General features: G+C 62.9%; 14 protein-coding genes. 3 read left to right on the forward strand and 11 right to left on the reverse strand.

Going from position 1 to position 14,937, the window contains the following annotated elements; translation table 11 throughout:
• Positions 1 to 26 precede the first annotated feature (26 nt).
• The 7 genes from VIZ63_RS05715 to VIZ63_RS05745 all read right to left on the reverse strand — a co-directional run bounded on the left by VIZ63_RS05715 (position 27) and on the right by VIZ63_RS05745 (position 6,370).
• Positions 27 to 770 (reverse strand): hypothetical protein, encoded by a 744-nt coding sequence (locus tag VIZ63_RS05715; protein WP_331608565.1) that lies wholly within the window; start codon positions 768 to 770, stop codon positions 27 to 29.
• A 4-nt stretch (positions 771 to 774) separates the two neighbouring features.
• Positions 775 to 1,032 carry a DUF4342 domain-containing protein gene (locus VIZ63_RS05720; RefSeq protein ID WP_331608566.1) on the reverse strand — a complete coding sequence of 86 codons (258 nt, stop codon included), beginning with the start codon at positions 1,030 to 1,032 and terminating at the stop codon, positions 775 to 777.
• A 42-nt stretch (positions 1,033 to 1,074) separates the two neighbouring features.
• Positions 1,075 to 1,815, reverse strand: a complete 741-nt coding sequence (locus VIZ63_RS05725; protein WP_331608567.1) for a LytR/AlgR family response regulator transcription factor — start codon at positions 1,813 to 1,815, stop codon at positions 1,075 to 1,077.
• Positions 1,816 to 1,826: 11 nt separating this feature from the next.
• Positions 1,827 to 2,885, reverse strand: a complete 1,059-nt coding sequence (locus tag VIZ63_RS05730) for a sensor histidine kinase (protein ID WP_331608568.1) — start codon at positions 2,883 to 2,885, stop codon at positions 1,827 to 1,829.
• Between the two features lie 16 nt (positions 2,886 to 2,901).
• Entirely contained in the window at positions 2,902 to 3,621 is a 720-nt protein-coding gene (locus VIZ63_RS05735) for a LiaF transmembrane domain-containing protein (RefSeq protein WP_331608569.1), read from the reverse strand.
• Positions 3,611 to 3,991, reverse strand: a complete 381-nt coding sequence (locus VIZ63_RS05740; RefSeq protein WP_331608570.1) for a LiaF transmembrane domain-containing protein — start codon at positions 3,989 to 3,991, stop codon at positions 3,611 to 3,613. The genes VIZ63_RS05735 and VIZ63_RS05740 overlap by 11 nt, the downstream gene beginning before the upstream one ends.
• Before the next feature lie 252 nt (positions 3,992 to 4,243).
• Complete coding sequence (locus tag VIZ63_RS05745) at positions 4,244 to 6,370, reverse strand: DUF6600 domain-containing protein (RefSeq protein ID WP_331608571.1); 2,127 nt, start codon at positions 6,368 to 6,370, stop codon at positions 4,244 to 4,246.
• Between the two features lie 120 nt (positions 6,371 to 6,490).
• On the opposite strand from VIZ63_RS05745, the gene VIZ63_RS05750 reads away from it, so the two are divergent.
• A complete protein-coding gene (locus tag VIZ63_RS05750) occupies positions 6,491 to 7,444 on the forward strand; it encodes a hypothetical protein (protein ID WP_331608572.1) in 954 nt (317 codons plus the stop codon).
• 15 nt (positions 7,445 to 7,459) lie between these two features.
• On the opposite strand, the gene VIZ63_RS05755 is transcribed toward VIZ63_RS05750, so the two are convergent.
• From VIZ63_RS05755 to VIZ63_RS05765, 3 genes are all read right to left on the reverse strand, one after another.
• A complete protein-coding gene (locus VIZ63_RS05755; RefSeq protein ID WP_331608573.1) occupies positions 7,460 to 8,377 on the reverse strand; it encodes a recombination-associated protein RdgC in 918 nt (305 codons plus the stop codon).
• Positions 8,378 to 8,728: 351 nt separating this feature from the next.
• The gene (locus VIZ63_RS05760) at positions 8,729 to 9,733 is read right to left on the reverse strand and encodes an NADP-dependent oxidoreductase (RefSeq protein ID WP_331608574.1); all 1,005 of its coding nucleotides are present in this window, start codon (positions 9,731 to 9,733) and stop codon (positions 8,729 to 8,731) included.
• Between the two features lie 181 nt (positions 9,734 to 9,914).
• The gene (locus VIZ63_RS05765) at positions 9,915 to 10,508 is read right to left on the reverse strand and encodes a DUF3617 domain-containing protein (protein ID WP_331608575.1); all 594 of its coding nucleotides are present in this window, start codon (positions 10,506 to 10,508) and stop codon (positions 9,915 to 9,917) included.
• A 158-nt stretch (positions 10,509 to 10,666) separates the two neighbouring features.
• On the opposite strand from VIZ63_RS05765, the gene ligD reads away from it, so the two are divergent.
• Together ligD and VIZ63_RS05775 are read left to right on the forward strand one after the other, a co-directional pair.
• Positions 10,667 to 13,381 carry a DNA ligase D gene (gene ligD / locus VIZ63_RS05770; RefSeq protein ID WP_331608576.1) on the forward strand — a complete coding sequence of 905 codons (2,715 nt, stop codon included), beginning with the start codon at positions 10,667 to 10,669 and terminating at the stop codon, positions 13,379 to 13,381.
• Positions 13,382 to 13,422: 41 nt separating this feature from the next.
• Positions 13,423 to 14,250, forward strand: a complete 828-nt coding sequence (locus tag VIZ63_RS05775; RefSeq protein WP_331608577.1) for a CAP domain-containing protein — start codon at positions 13,423 to 13,425, stop codon at positions 14,248 to 14,250.
• A gap of 151 nt (positions 14,251 to 14,401) precedes the next feature.
• On the opposite strand, the gene VIZ63_RS05780 is transcribed toward VIZ63_RS05775, so the two are convergent.
• A complete protein-coding gene (locus tag VIZ63_RS05780; RefSeq protein ID WP_331608578.1) occupies positions 14,402 to 14,872 on the reverse strand; it encodes a Dps family protein in 471 nt (156 codons plus the stop codon).
• Positions 14,873 to 14,937: the final 65 nt, after the last annotated feature.

Genomic DNA, 14,937 nt, shown 5'->3' on the forward strand with positions numbered 1-14,937 from the left:
CCCCGGAAATACGGACGCAATAACCCTTAAGGCCTGTATTCGTAGTGCCAGGGCTCATCAGGCATCGCCAGCGGACCCTGGAATTTGCTGCTTGCCTTGCTGATGGCGGCCTCGAGTTTTCTTGACCACCCCTGCCCGATCCAGGCCTCATCGATCGCTGCCGTGTCGGTGCCGGCGACCAGGCGCTGGCCCTGCTGGATCTGAAAATCGATGGCGCGGGCCCGTCCGTGTTGCGACAGTCCCGGCGCGGCGAGCGGTGACGGTGTCTGCGGCTGCCATTCGATCAGGAACTGGCGGAAGGCGGCGGTCCGCATCGAGCCCGAATGGCATACCGAGCTGTACAGCGTTGCAGCAACGCCGCCGACGCCCTGGTTTTCGTTCCAGCGTTGCACTTGCACGTCGAGACTGCGGACTTCGGAATTTGCGTAGAGGGTGAAGCCGGGATTGTCGGTTTCGAACTGCAGGCGGACTTTATCGATCTCGGCAAGCAGGTCGCGGTATTCGTCCGACTCACGATAGCTGTCGATCTGCGCCTGCGACCAGCTCCAGCGATCGGTCAGGGACGCGGCCGACCGTACATAGGAACGCAGCGCCAGCAACCTGCGATCGGTTCCCTGGATGCGATCGACGGCTGCCGCCACGACTTCGTTCTGCGTGCGCGTCAGCGTTTCGACCTGCTGGCGCAGCGCTCTGTCGTTGTTGCAGGACGCGGGCGCCGGCATTGCGACACCAGTCGCGATCATCAGCAGCAGACCGGCGAGCCAGCGCATGACGTCAGTCCGCGGTGGTGGCGTCTTTCTCGATCACGATGGTGCCCTTCAGGACCAGCGCCGCGATCGCACCGATCGCAGCAAGCTGCGGCGCGAGCAATGTACCGACGACACCCAGCGTGAGCGGAATGTCGACCAGCACGCGGCCGTCTTCGTTCTTGATGATCACCCGCCGCACGTTGCCGGCGTGAATGATCTCCTTGATCTTGGCGAGCAGGCTGTCGCCGCTGAACTGGAATTCTTCGGATTTGAACTCAGACATGGCTCCTCCGGAGCAGTGGCGAAAGTCACGAGAGTCACTTCTTCAGCCAATCAACTCCTTCAACCTGGCATGCCCCGTTCTCGACATCGGCAGCTTCTTGCCGTCGGTGAGAATCGCGAGCCAGCTGTCCTTGCCGTACAGATCAATGCGTGCGAGACGCTCGATGTTCAAGATGAACGAACGGTGGATGCGCACGAAGCGGGTCGGATCGAGCTGCGCCTCCATATCGCTCATGGTCTGCTGCTTGCGCAGATGCTTGTCGGCGGACGCGAAGGACAGGTAATCGTCCTGGGCTTCGATGTAGTCGATCTTCTCCACCGGCAGCACGTGCACGCGGCCTTCGTGACGGATCAGCACGCGTTCCAGGGACTTTCCCGGCGGCCGCGCCGAGACGGCCAGCTCGCTGGGCGATGGTTGCGGCGCACGCGTTCTCAACCGCTCCGCCGCGCGTTCGACCGCAGCGACCAGTCGCGCCGGCTCGACAGGTTTCAACAGGTAGTCGACGGCGTGCACTTCAAAGGCGCGTAACGCGAATTCGTCAAAAGCTGTGCTGAAAATCACCGCAGGCGCCTTGCCCCCCAGCAATTCCAGCACTTCGAATCCGGACAGTTTCGGCATCTGGATGTCGAGAAAGATCAGGTCCGGGTTCAACTCCTCGCACAGCTTCACGGCCTCGAAGCCATTGGCCGCCTGCCCGACGACTTGGAGATCCGCCACTTTCTGCAGATGCTCGATCAGCAACGACCGCGCCAGTGTTTCATCGTCGACGACCAGTACACGCACTGTGGCACTCCTCAACTGGCAACTGCCGCAGCGGGCAGCAGGATGGACACCCTGAAATGGGTTTCGCCGGCATCGACGTCGACGCTGGCGCGATGACCACACAGGGTTTCGACACGGGAACGGACATTCACCAGACCGACGCCTGTGCTGCGCGACGGAGGCCGGTCCGGATCACAGGGATTTTCGACGATGAGTTCGATGAAGCGGTCGCGACGTCGCGCGCGCACATTCACTTCGCCGCCCTCGAGCAGATGCGCGACGCCATGATGCACCGCGTTTTCCACCAGCGGCTGCAGCAGCAACGGCGGCACCGCCACCATCCGTACGTCGTCGGCGATATCGAAATTCGCTCGCAATCGGTCGCCGAAACGCACGCGCTCGATGGCGAGGAATGTTTCGGCGAGTGAGATCTCTTCGGCAAGCGGGATGGCCTGTTCGCGACCAAGCGTCAGGCTCTTGCGGAAGAACTGCGCCATCAGGAAACACATGTGCCGTGCCGCCGCCGTGTCGTTGCCGATCAGCGCGGCAACCGAATTCAGGCTGTTGAACAGGAAGTGCGGGTCGAGTTGCGCACGCAGCGATTTGAGTTCCGCCTCGCGCGCCAGCACTTGCGATTCCAGCGCCTGCCGTTCGGCTTCGCGTGAACGCTGAAAGGCCCAGAGCAGGTAGTGCCCCAGCACCGCCAGGGCGATGGCGACACCGCCGGCGAAAATCATCACGGGGATCGCGGCATAGGCGCTGTCGGGATAGTCCTCGTTGGGCGGCAACAGAAACTGCGCCCAGCCATAGGCCAGCGCGAGCCAGATCGCGAGCGTCATCAGGCCCGCGACCATCCACACCCACGCCATCCGCAATGGCGACGTGCTATCGGGCGGCGTGGCCTGCACCAGATACCAGAACGAGAGCGACTGCAGTCCCAGCAGCACCGCCAGGGGCACTGCGAACAGCACGGACCAGTCGGCGGGGGCGCCGCCGCCGAAATACATCACGCCGGAAAGCTGCAGGCCGAACGCGATCCACACAGCCAGGTATCCCAGCATCCTGCTGCGACTGATGAAAATGGGATGCATGGCTGGGCTGGGCGACCTAGTTCTTGACTTCGATGCCGCTCATGACGACGAAGCCCGTAATGATCAGTGTCCTGGTTGGCACGGTACTGGTCGGCCGGCGCTTGTCGACGAAACTGCCCATCAGCGTTGCGACCTTGCTGGTAACCGTCCAGTCCGGTGGCACGTAGATTTCCATGCCGCCCCAGAAGGCGAACATCTCGATGGTCGCGACATCGCCTTCCATGCGTGCGTCCGTCAGATCGAGCTTGATGCCGGCCATGACGGCGCTCAGATCGGCGCCGCGGAAGGGGCGCGACACGGGACGCAGTTCGGTACCCGACATGACTGCGAACGAACGGATGTACTCGGAATGCTCATCGACCACGGGAGCGGCTTCCGCGCCGGCCCGTGCTGCAAAGGCGCGCCAGACCAGCGTGCCGCCCAATCCGAGGAGCGCCAGAGGAAAGAGGAGCTGCCAGAAGTTGAGATCGATCCAGCCGATCTTGTTCAGCAGGATCCACGAGCCGATGGCAATGAAAACCCAGCCCCAGCGGTTGGCGCGCTTGTTCGCGGGGCGCATCACCATGCTGGTGCCGACCAGAATGAACACCAGCGGCAGAAACATTCGGAAGGCTTGTCGTGTATCGATCCAGCCCAGATTGCCCGCGAGAAAAATGGCGCCCAGGGCAATGATCCACAGTCCGACGAGCAGCCGCGTCGTGAACAGGGGATCGCGGCGCGAAGACTCATCCTTCATGCGACACCCGATCCTCGCGTTCGCCGCATTCGACGGGTTGACGACCCGAGCCGATCACCAGGTCGATGCCGTAGGCGATCACGAAAATGGGCCAGGCGGTGAACCAGCCCAGACCGAACAGATCGCTCACGCCGATCTGACAGTAGATACCCGTGGCAAGCAGCCAGATACCGCCGCTGCGATTCAGGTGCCGCGACGGCGCAGCGATTGCGATCACGCCGGGCAGCATCAGGACGACGGGCCAGTAATCCCAGACGAATTGCGGCAGGCTCCAGCCCAGATTGAATGCCAGCAACATGCCGCCCAGCACGATCAGCAGAATGCCCGTCGCGAGCGGCGAGCGTCGGGACTGGCGGGTGGGGTGACTCAAAGGATAGGACTCCGGGCAGACAGCCTGCACCATGGACGCACATTACGAGTGGCGCGATCCAGAGGCCAGCAACCACCGGCAAACGGCAGGGCCGGACCGGTGAAGATGCGGGGATGGTGTGCACGAAGTCAGGTGACCACTGATACATGGTCATCCCCGCGTAGGCGGGGATCCATCTTCCCGCACCACCGCTCTGGATAATCGCAGCCGAACGCTCGCCTCGTGATCCCAGTGGAGATCTTCTCTGATCGTTCAGGGCTGCTGCTGACGGAAGTTGGGACGGCTGCTCGATGCGGGCCGGGGGCGACCGGAGTTTCCCGAATTGTTGCCGCTGTTCGGGCTGGCCTGAGGAGGGCGGGAGGCGCGTTCCTGGTCACCGCGATTGAAGTTGGGTTGTTCCTGGCGCGGCTGCGGACGCGGTTGTTCGATGCGCGGCTGCTCGCGACGCGGTTGTTCAACGCGTGGCTGTTGCGCACGAGGCTGCTGACGAGGCTGGGACTCCCCGGATGGGGACCATGAGCGTGGCTGCTCGCTGTTGCGCTTGATGCGATCCTGCCAGTCGTTGCCGCGGTACTGCCGCAGTTGCTCGGACCGGGCTTCGCTCGGACGAGGATTCGCACGCGGTTGTTGCTGCAGTGAATCGACTGCGGATGCGTCCCCGCGCTGCGTCTGATTGTCGCGACGCGAGGCTCGATCGGGCTGCGTGCGCCACAGATCGCGCGAATCGATTGCGGACTCACGCGCGCGCTGCGCGTTGCTGCGATCCCGCGCACGATTGCTATCGTCCGGTCTTGTGGTATCGCCAACGCGTTCGCGATCGGCGCGCCACTGCTGCTCGCGCGGACCCTCGCTCCCTTCCCGGGTCTGCAATCGGCCCGGGGCCGCAAGATTGTTGACCGCGCCCGCTCGCAACTGCGAACGCGGAATGGGTCGGCCGCCATTGGCCTCGATGGCGCGCTGCTCCGCATCGAAAGGAATACGCGCCGGCCGTCGCGTATCCGCATTGCGATTCTGCTGATTGAAGGTCTGGCGCACCACGTGCTCAGCGCTGCCCGGTATGCGACCCAGCGTGCGCGCGGCGAAAACGCTGTCGCGATTCGGTGCGAGCGCCGGTGGGCGGGGGTCGCTCTGCCAGCGACGCAGGTCATCGCGATCGACGCGAGACCAATGGCCTTCGAGATTGTTGCCGCCACGGAAGCGATCACGATCCACGATCGTGACGGCGCGCGGATCGCGGCCATAGCGATAATCGAAATTGCGATGCCGACCGTTGTAGACGTTGGCGATGGTCGTGTTGTTGACGATCACCGTGTTCGACATGTTGATGTTGTTGAGGTAGCGACGCGAGTAGCGGTAGCCCGGCACATAGACTTCGCGCGGCCCGAGCGGGAACCAACCAACGCCGCTGCCGATACCGACGGAGACGCTCATCCCCGGGCTACCCGACCACGCCACCAGCGCCGGCGCATAGACCGGCCGGAAATGTCGCGGACCCGGCACCCAGCACCAGCGATTGCTCGCATACGCCCAGCGGCCATAGTGAAACGGGGCGAAACCCCACGGCGAATTGTCCACCCAGTTCCAGCCCCACGGCGATACCCAGACCCAGCGGCCGTAGCGATATGGTGCCCAGCCGGCGGCGATGTAGGTCGGCGTCCACACGTAACCGTAGGACGGCTCGTTGACCCAGCGGCCGTGGCGGTCAAGGTCTTCATAGCCGACGACTTCGGTCGACACATAGCGCGCGGACTCGGAGTTCTCGCTGATCCGATTGCGATCGTTGGCCCAGTCTTCGAACGCGGTGCGCGGCCCGAGCGTGACGATGTTCGCGCTGAGCTGCGTCGTGCCGCTGAACGTGCCTTCCTGCCCGTCATCGATGCGCCAGGATTTTCCCTCGGCAGTGACTTCGCTGCCGCCGTTGCGGGCGGCGACGATCGTCTCATCGCCCGCGGAATTGACGTCGATGCGATATTCGCCCGGATGCAGGAGCGAAGCGGTGACATTGGGAGTTTCGAGGTCGATGATTTCGTTGTCGCGTCGGCGCAGCACGCGGATGACTGCCGAGCCTTCCGACACTTCGAGCCGCATGACGTCGTCATCCAGTTCGATGATCGACAGGCCCGTGCCCTCGTCGAGATGGATCCTCGACGAGCCGACCTCGAGTTCGGCGCGACCGTCCTTGTCCACGAACAAGCGATCACCGCTCGTGAGTGGACGGTTGAGCACCGCTTCGGCCCATTCCTCGGTACCCGCAGGGGCGAGCGACACCTCGCCTTGGATGAGACTCAGGCGCGCTGCGCGGCCAGGCGCATCCGCCACCTCTTCGGCCAGCGAAAGGCAGGACAGCGACAACAGACACAGGAACAACAGGCTACGCATGGATCACCGGATTGTATCGCTGCAGAGTCAACGCTTACGCGACACTATGGGTTCGACTGCATATTCGGACTGCAGGGGTGAACTCAAAGTGAATGACGCACTGCTAGACTGAACGCCACCATGCACATCAGACATATTACGTTGCGGATCATCGGCATCACCCTGATGCTGGTGCTCGGTGCGTGTGGCTCTACGCCTTCACAGCCGCAAGAAAGCAACCGCAGCAAGTCGTCGGCATCCCCCGACGCTCTGGTCGCCGACGCAATGCAGCGAGCAGGGCAACATCTGGACCTCCCAAGCGCCTTGCCCTTGATCCAGATGGCGTTCGACAAGGCGCCGGACCGGCCGGACATCGCCTGGCTGTACGCGCAGGTATGCACAGGCGTCCCCGGCTGTCAGCCGGAATCAGCCGATGCGCGGCTGCGACGGCTCGACCCGAACAATGCGGCCGTCTGGCTCGGCGCACTCGGCCGGGCCCGCAACAGCGGGGATACCGCTGCAGAGAATGAAATTCTCGATCGGATGAGCCGAGCTGAGCGCTTTGATATCTATTGGAATTCGCTCGTCTCGAAGGCGGCGATCGTCATGAGCGCGAACACAGCGGCACACATGGGACCCACCACGCCAGATCTCATAGCGACCAGCCTCAACTATGCGATCGGTTGGTTGTCCACGGTGGCTTTGCCGGCATTCAAGCCGCTGAGCGACGCATGCCTCACCGGGGCCAACAGCAATCCCGCCACCGCACAGCGGTGCCGCACCATCGCGACTGTGCTCACGCGTGGCGATTCTCTCATCGCGGAAGGTCTCGGCCTGTCCATGCAGCAGAAGCTGGCGACGCCAGGGTCTGCGGAAGCCGAGCAGATCGATACTCAGATCAGACGTTCACGCTACCAGCGCGAGACCGCGGGCCAGATCATCGCGACGCAGGCGGATCAGGAGAAATTCTCCCGTGAACTGATCAAGCTGATGACGACCCTGCGCCGCGAGCAGGATGTCTTTCTCACTGTCGTTCGCTGGGGGCAGCAGCCGGTGGAGCCGCCGCCCGGGTGGATCGATCCGTCCGTCGGCTGATCCGTTCCTCGCTGATCAGGCCGCCTTCTGTTCTGCTTTTTTCGGTTCGCCGCCCAGCGCTTCGCGCAGGTCGCTCAGCATCTGCGAGAGCTCGCCGGTCATGAGCAGGAAGTCGATGTCGAACTGTTCTTCGGGCGAGAGGCCTTCGTTGTCGGACGAGTCCTTCGCGATCTCGAGGAATTCCACACGCTTGACCTGCAGCTTGTCGGTGAGCACGAAGGAGATGCGATCGTTCCAGGTGAGCCCGAGGCGCGTCACATACTTGCCGCCGGCCACGTGCTCCTGGATTTCCTTGCCTTCGAGAGGATGCCGTACATAGCGCACCGTCGCTTTCGTCTTGTCGGCCGTCTGCAACTCGAGGTCGTGATCGATCGTGAATCGCAGCGGCGCATCACCCAGCGCCAGCCACGCGCCCATCGACGAATGCGGTACCAGCTGCGTTTCCAGGAAATGCACCGGCAGGCTGCCGAGCGTATCGCGCAATGTCTCGACGAGTTCGTCGCTGCGCGCACCACCTGCGGCATCGACGACAAACCAGCCGTTGACCGGATCGATCCAGGCGCGGGTTACGCGACGACGTGAGAGCGCGCGGGCGCGCAGCTCTTCGCCCACCTTCTCCTTCAGCTCGCGCATCTGGCGACGACCGACAGGGAATCCCTGCTCCAGCGCCAGCTCTGCGGCGCGCTCGTCGGCAACCTGCTTGATGATCGACGACGGCAGCAGTTTCTGTTCGACGCCAAGCGCGATGAGGTGCTGGCCGTTGGTGGTGTGCACGTAGCGCTGCGCGCTGCTGGTATGCACCCAGCCGCGGCTGAACATCTCGAAACTGTTGCAGGGCTGCAGCGGCCGGTTCGACAACCGGCTCTCGAGTTCGACCATTGGCATGGTCCAGCCGTCAGGCAGGCGATAGATGATGAGATTCTTGAACCACATGATGAAAGACGGCCTGCCGCAAAAGCGGGCGAGTATACGGAACACGGCCGGCACGTCGACTACTTGAAATCCCCGCGCGAGTCTGCGAAGGCGGACGCTGGATTTACGCAGCGCAACAGCCAGGGATTTTTTCCAGATCCCGTCGCGTATTGCAGACGAAAGGCCCAGCAGCGGCTGGTTGACTGAGGGTCATCTCCTGCGCACGGGACTGTCGATCGACTCGCGCTTTGGAAAATGCCCCCGGATTTCACACGCGGTTCCGGAGCACCCGGCGGTGGGGGGAAGCATAAGAACGTGCTGCAGAAACTCCTTACTGCGTGCCTTCCGTGTGAACTCCTTACTTCCGTTCCTTCAGGCGACCTTGAGCACCAGCTTGCCGAGGTTCTCGCCCTTGAACAGTTTCAACAGTGTCTCGGGAAAGGTCTCGATGCCGGTGACGATGTCTTCGCGGGTCTTGAGTTTGCCGGCGGCGAGCCAGCCTGCCATCTCACGCATTGCGTCGGCGTAACGGTCGGCGTAATCGAACACCACCATGCCAGTCATGCTGGCGCGGTTCACCAGCAGCGACATGTAGTTCGAGGGGCCTTTCACGGCCGAGGTGGCGTTGTATTGCGAGATCGCACCGCAGATGACGATGCGTGCGTTGCGCGCGAGGCGCGTAAGCGCGGCGTCGAGGATGTCGCCGCCGACGTTGTCGAAATAAACGTCGATGCCGTTCGGGCAGTGTTCCCGCAGCGCTTTCTTGACGTCCTGCGATTTGTAATCGATCGCCGCGTCGAAGCCGAGCTGGTTGACGATGTAGTCACACTTCTGCTCACCGCCTGCGATGCCAACGACACGGCATCCCTTGATCCTGGCGATTTGGCCGACGACGGAGCCGACTGCACCAGCCGCGCCGGAAACAACGACCGTCTGACCCGGCTGCGGCTTACCGACTTCCAGCAATCCGAAATAGGCGGTCATGCCCGGCATGCCGAGCGTGCCCAGGTACACGGGCAGCGGCGCGAGCCCGCTGTCGACCTTCGTCAACGTCTTGCCCTGGACCGTTGCAAATTCCTGCACGCCGAGCGTGCCGTAGACCTCGTCGCCTTCCTTGAAGTCCGGATGTCGCGATGCGATGACTTTGCCGACGCCACCGGCACGCATCACGGCATCGATCTCGACCGGCGCGATATAGGACTTGCCTTCGTTCATCCAGCCGCGCATGGCGGGATCGAGCGAGAGATACAGCGTCTTCACCAGCACTTCGTTGTCGCCGGGCTGGCGCACCGGTTCTTCGACGTACTTCCAGTCGGTACGCTTTGGCATGCCCACCGGCCGTGCCGCAAGACGGAACTGGTGATTGATCTGCGTCATGGCGAGCCTCCGCTTGAGTACGCGGCAGCATACGGGAAGCTCCCGTGAAGGCGATAGCGAGCCACTACCTGGCCAAGGCATGGGATTCGGATCCGCGGGGTATCGGCGCCTTTTTCCTGCCCCGTGTCACCCCGTGCTCCCCGTGGAAATCTTCAGCTTCTCCTGACACTCGAACGGCTGGTTATTCCTCGTCTTCCTCTTCGACATCGTCCGAGGGTTCATCATCCTGGTCCGATGACATGTCGCCGTTGTCGGCCTCGTCGCCGCAATCGTCGCTGAGCCAGCGACCTTTCATCGAGCCTTTCATGGTGAACATGTCAGTGCCTTCGCCGAACTTCAGTTCGAGCGAGGCCGTCATCGTCTGGGGCGTGGGTGCGTTCACCTTGAGGAGCCCGCTGCCGCGATGCTCGCCTTCGCACACCATGCGCACCTCCTGCGTGGTACGCGACGTGTTGACGATAGTCTGGCGACAGTTCTTGCTGTCAGCAGAACTGAACGGTTGCGCCAGATCCTTCTCGGTGATGCATTCGCGCGAGACGTCGCGGTCCGGACCTTCTGCGGCGGACGCTTTCCAGTCGGCCTGCATCTTCGCGATCTGCGCCGGTGTCAGCCGCGCCTTCAGGTCCCTGGACAGGGGCATGACTCCGCCCATCTGCGTCAGCGACTCGATCTCCCACAAGCCGGTCTTCACATTGAGGCGCTCGGCGCCGACGACCACGCTCGACACCGACAGGCTGGCCAGCGCTGCGGCGACCAGAACATTGCTACGAGTCATCTTGATTCTCCGAAACAGCAAGGAACGCCAGGCATTCTCGATGACGCACGAGAAGTCTTTCATGAGTCGTTGGAGCCACGGACGATCGCATCGCAAGGAACGTCCGGCCTCGCAGGGCGTTCCCCGATAGTAACGATATTTGCACCCCGGAGGTCCGCATGGCCACGCGCAGCAACCGCAAACTGTCGACCTATCGCGCCAAACGCAACTTCGCAAGGACAGCGGAGCCTAGCGGCAAGTTACCGGTTCGGGAATCGCAGAAATTGCGATTCGTGATTCAGAAGCATGCGGCGCGGCGCCTGCACTACGACCTGCGGCTGGAGCTGGACGGTGTATTCAAATCCTGGGCTGTCACCCGTGGACCTTCACTGAATCCGCAGGACAAGCGATTGTCCGTCGAGGTGGAGGATCATCCGCTGGATTACGGCGACTTCGAGGGGACCATCCCTGCGGGCGAGTATGGCGGCGGTACCGTGCAACTGTGGGATCGCGGGTACTGGAAACCTGAAGGGGACCTTGATCCACAGGAACAGCTGCGCAAGGGCGAACTCAAGTTCACGCTGGACGGCGAGCGCCTGGGCGGCAGCTGGGTGCTGGTGCGCATGAAACACGATCGCAACGGCGGCAAACGCAACAACTGGCTCCTCATCAAGCATCGCGACGACTACGCGCGCGAACGCAGCGCCGCGGAAAAACTGCTCAACGAAGATCGGTCGATCGCGTCCCGACGCAGCATGGCCGCAATTGCTGCTGGCAAGGGCGCCGCACCGAAGCCATTCATGCTGGCGGGCGCCGACGCGAAGGCGGACGCGGTGTGGCAGTCCGGCAAGGACGAGAGCAGGAAAGTGAGCCCGGCCGGAAAAAAGAAGACATCGCGGAGCAATGCCAGCTTGCCGGAGTTCATCGAACCGGAGCTGTGCAAACTGGTGGACCGTCCGCCGTCCGGCGAGGGCTGGGAGCACGAAGTGAAATTCGATGGCTATCGACTGCAACTGCGTGTCGTCGATGGCGCGGCGACGTTACGTACGCGCAAGGGGCTCGACTGGTCGGAGAAATTTCCGGCCATTGCTGCCGCGGCGGCGCGTCTGCCGGATTGCATCATCGATGGCGAAGTCGCGGCACTCGATGACCAGGGCTCGCCGGATTTCGCCGCACTGCAGGCTGCGCTGTCCGAAGGCGACAGCGACGACCTGATTTTCTTCGCCTTCGACCTGCTGGTTCTGGAAGACCAGGACCTGCGACGGCACTCGTTGCGCGAACGCAAGGCAGCACTACAGGACATGTTGGCGAAGCATCGGGATCGCTCGCGACTGATTCGTTACGTCGATCACTTTGAAACGGCAGGCGACGCAGTACTGCAATCGGCCTGCCGCATGAACCTCGAAGGCATCATTTCCAAACGGCTCGATTCGCCCTATCGATCGGCGCGCAATGGCGACTGGGTCAAATCGAAATGCCGGGCGGGGCAGGAAGTCGTGATTGGCGGATGGACTCATGCAGCCGGCCAGTTGCGCTCGTTGCTCGTCGGGGTGCAGCGCGGCGCTCACCTCGTCTATGTCGGTCGCGTCGGGACGGGCTTCGGCCGCGAGAAAGCCAGCAAGCTGACGCCGCAACTCAAAGCACTGAAGAGCAATGAGAGCCCCTTCGGCGGCGCCAATGCGCCGCGCGCTGCCAGCGACATCCGCTGGGTGAAACCCGACCTCGTTGCGGAAATCGAATTCGCCGGCTGGACTGGCGCGGGCAATGTGCGGCAGGCGGCATTCAAAGGTCTGCGCGCCGACAAGTCAGCCGCCGATGTCATCGCAGAGAAACCGGCGCCGGCCGAATCGACGGCGCTCGCGAAACCCAGGATATCGAAACGGTCACGCGCAACGACACCGGGTTCCGCCACGCACGGGAGCGTCGTCATGGGCGTGACCCTGTCGAGTCCCGACAAGCCGCTGTGGCCCGATGCCAACGATGATCGGCCAGTCACGAAGCTCGATCTGGCGCGCTACTTCGAAAGCGTCGCCGACTGGATGCTGCCGCACATCCAGGGTCGCCCCTGCTCCCTGATTCGTGCGCCCGACGGCATCGGCGAGCAGCAGTTCTTTCAACGTCACGCGATGCCTGGCACATCGAACCTGCTCACGCTGACGACGGTGAAAGGCGATCACAAGCCGTACCTGCAGATCGATCGGCGCGAGGCGTTGATTGCCGTGGCGCAGACCGCCGGTATCGAGCTGCATCCCTGGAACTGCCGCCCCGGCGATCCTGAAGTTCCGGGACGGCTGGTGTTCGACCTCGATCCCGGTCCCGACGTCGCATTCACTGCCGTCATCGACGCTGCGAAGGAACTGCGTGCGCGCCTCGAGGCGCTCGGCCTGACTGCATTCTGCAAGACCACCGGCGGCAAGGGCCTGCACGTGGTGACGCCTCTCGACAGCAGCGGCAGGAAAGCCGTCCCGTGGTCGCAGGCAAAGGCGTTTGCTCAGGCCCTGTGCGGGCAGATGGCGCAGGACGATCCCACCCGCTATCTCATCAACATGTCGAAGAAGCTGCGTGTCGGCAAGATCTTCCTCGATTACCTGCGCAACGATCGGATGGCGACCGCGGTCGCCCCGTTGTCGCCGCGAGTCCGCGCAGGCGCGACGGTGTCGATGCCGCTGACCTGGACGCAGGTGAAAGCCGGTCTCGACCCCTCGCGTTACACGCTGCGCACCGTTCCGTCATTGCTTGGCAAATCGGATGCCTGGCAGGACTACGAGCAGTCTGCACGCCCGCTGCTGCCCGCGATCAGGCAACTGACGGGAGCAGCCGCTCCTCAGCGACGTTCGGCGCGAGGGCGGACCGCGCGCTCATCGACACGCGAAACGCGGCATACTCATGCCTAAACCCGTTCCATCGCTGCCGCGGACCACTCCAGGCGACTCACTTGAAGCACACCGCTGTCTTTGCCCTCTCGTGTGTGCTTCTTTCCGGCACGGCGGCAGCGTCCCTCGTCGATGACATCAATGAGCTGCGCCGCAAGGGCTGCGAGGGTCGTTCCGTCGACGTGCCATTGAAACCGAGTCGTGAACTGGATGCAGTCGCGCAGGAGTGGTCGCGTGGTGGAGGGCTGCGCGATGCGCTGACCCGGACGGGCTATCGTGCACAGAACTCCGCATCGATGCGGATCGAAGGAGCACGCAATGAATCTTCCCTGCTGCGCGCGCTCATCGGCAACTACTGTGAAACCCTGACCGATCCCACCTTCACGACGATCGGTCTCGTGCAACGCCCCGGCGAAGTTCATGTGGTGGTCGCCCTGCCCTTCAGCGCACCGGCTGTTCGTGACGCAGGCGCCGTCAGTAACCGTGCACTGGTACTCGTCAACGAGGCACGAGCCAGACCGCGCAAGTGCGGCAGCACATCGTACCCGGCAGCGCCACCGCTGCAGGCGTCTGCGCTGCTCACGCGCGCTGCGCTGATTCACTCACAAGACATGGCGACCCGGAATTTCTTCGAGCACCGGGGCTCCGATGGCAGCACTGCCGCCGATCGCGTCACGCGAGTCGGCTACACGTGGCGCAGCGTCGGAGAGAACATCGCCGCCGGTTCGACCAGCGCAGAAAAGGTCGTGGATGGCTGGCTGAAGAGTCCGGGCCATTGCGCCAACATCATGAGCGACAAGTTCACGGAGATGGGCATCGCCTATGCGACGAACCCGAAAAGCGACACCGGCATCTACTGGTCGCAGGTGTTCGGCAGGCCGAGGGGATAAGAGTAAAGAGAAATCAGGTACGCAAAAAAGCACAAACGAGAACCCCAAAGGACCACAAGGGCCTCTCTCCGGAAGAGAGATTTTTGCGTTCCTTCATGTTCGTCTTTGTGCTCCTTTGTGTACCTGACTTCCCTCTCCGGCTTGCCGCGTTTTACTTGTCCAGCAGGCTGCGCAGCATCCATGCGGTCTTTTCATGGAGCTGGATGCGCTGCGTGAGCAGGTCCGCCGTGGCTTCGTCGCCGGCCTTCTCGGCGATCGGGAAGATGGACCGCGCCGTGCGCACCACGGCTTCCTGACCCTCGACCAGCGCGCGGATCATGTCTTCTGCTTTCGGCACACCCTCGGCTTCCTTGATCGAGGACAGCTTCGAGAACTCGGCATAGCTCCCGGGCGCATAGAACCCCAGCGCACGAATGCGTTCGGCAACCAGGTCCACTGCCGTGGCCAGTTCCGTGTACTGGGTTTCGAACATCAGGTGCAGCGTCTGGAACATCGGTCCCGTGACGTTCCAGTGAAACTTGTGGGTCTTGAGATAGAGCGTATAGCTGTCGGCCAACAGGCGAGACAGACCCTCGGCCACTTTGGTGCGTTGTTTTTCTGGAATGCCGATATCGATCTTCACGCAAGTCTCCTGCCGTTGGTGGGTGATAACCGTACGCCGGCGAGTTCGATTCGCGCAACAGGGAA

Source organism: Povalibacter sp. (genome assembly GCF_036520495.1).
Classification (GTDB): Bacteria; Pseudomonadota; Gammaproteobacteria; order Steroidobacterales; family Steroidobacteraceae; genus Steroidobacter.

What these genes read in the sequence shown, in the direction of transcription:
- VIZ63_RS05715 (WP_331608565.1), bottom strand. Translation starts at nt 770, where the DNA reads ATGCGCTGGCTCGCCGGTCTGCTGCTGATGATCGCGACTGGTGTCGCA.
- VIZ63_RS05720 (WP_331608566.1), bottom strand. Translation starts at nt 1,032, where the DNA reads ATGTCTGAGTTCAAATCCGAAGAATTCCAGTTCAGCGGCGACAGCCTG.
- VIZ63_RS05730 (WP_331608568.1), bottom strand. Translation starts at nt 2,885, where the DNA reads ATGCATCCCATTTTCATCAGTCGCAGCAGGATGCTGGGATACCTGGCT.
- VIZ63_RS05735 (WP_331608569.1), bottom strand. Translation starts at nt 3,621, where the DNA reads ATGAAGGATGAGTCTTCGCGCCGCGATCCCCTGTTCACGACGCGGCTG.
- VIZ63_RS05745 (WP_331608571.1), bottom strand. Translation starts at nt 6,370, where the DNA reads ATGCGTAGCCTGTTGTTCCTGTGTCTGTTGTCGCTGTCCTGCCTTTCG.
- VIZ63_RS05750 (WP_331608572.1), top strand. Translation starts at nt 6,491, where the DNA reads ATGCACATCAGACATATTACGTTGCGGATCATCGGCATCACCCTGATG.
- VIZ63_RS05755 (WP_331608573.1), bottom strand. Translation starts at nt 8,377, where the DNA reads ATGTGGTTCAAGAATCTCATCATCTATCGCCTGCCTGACGGCTGGACC.
- VIZ63_RS05760 (WP_331608574.1), bottom strand. Translation starts at nt 9,733, where the DNA reads ATGACGCAGATCAATCACCAGTTCCGTCTTGCGGCACGGCCGGTGGGC.
- VIZ63_RS05765 (WP_331608575.1), bottom strand. Translation starts at nt 10,508, where the DNA reads ATGACTCGTAGCAATGTTCTGGTCGCCGCAGCGCTGGCCAGCCTGTCG.
- ligD (WP_331608576.1), top strand. Translation starts at nt 10,667, where the DNA reads ATGGCCACGCGCAGCAACCGCAAACTGTCGACCTATCGCGCCAAACGC.